1 rRNA gene is annotated in these 210 nt (G+C 55.2%); it reads left to right on the forward strand.

Going from position 1 to position 210, the window contains the following annotated elements:
• Positions 1 to 26: 26 nt before the first annotated feature.
• Positions 27 to 210: ribosomal RNA gene (locus IF78_RS0143120) — 16S ribosomal RNA — on the forward strand; the annotation flags it as partial.

Genomic DNA, 210 nt, shown 5'->3' on the forward strand with positions numbered 1-210 from the left:
GGTGTCGTCCCGATTACGGGAAAACATTCACGGAGAGTTTGATCCTGGCTCAGGACGAACGCTGGCGGCGTGCTTAACACATGCAAGTCGAACGATGAAGCCCTTCGGGGTGGATTAGTGGCGAACGGGTGAGTAACACGTGGGCAATCTGCCCTTCACTCTGGGACAAGCCCTGGAAACGGGGTCTAATACCGGATATCACTTCCACTC

The organism is Streptomyces bicolor (genome assembly GCF_000719285.1).
GTDB lineage: Bacteria > Actinomycetota > Actinomycetes > Streptomycetales > Streptomycetaceae > Streptomyces > Streptomyces bicolor.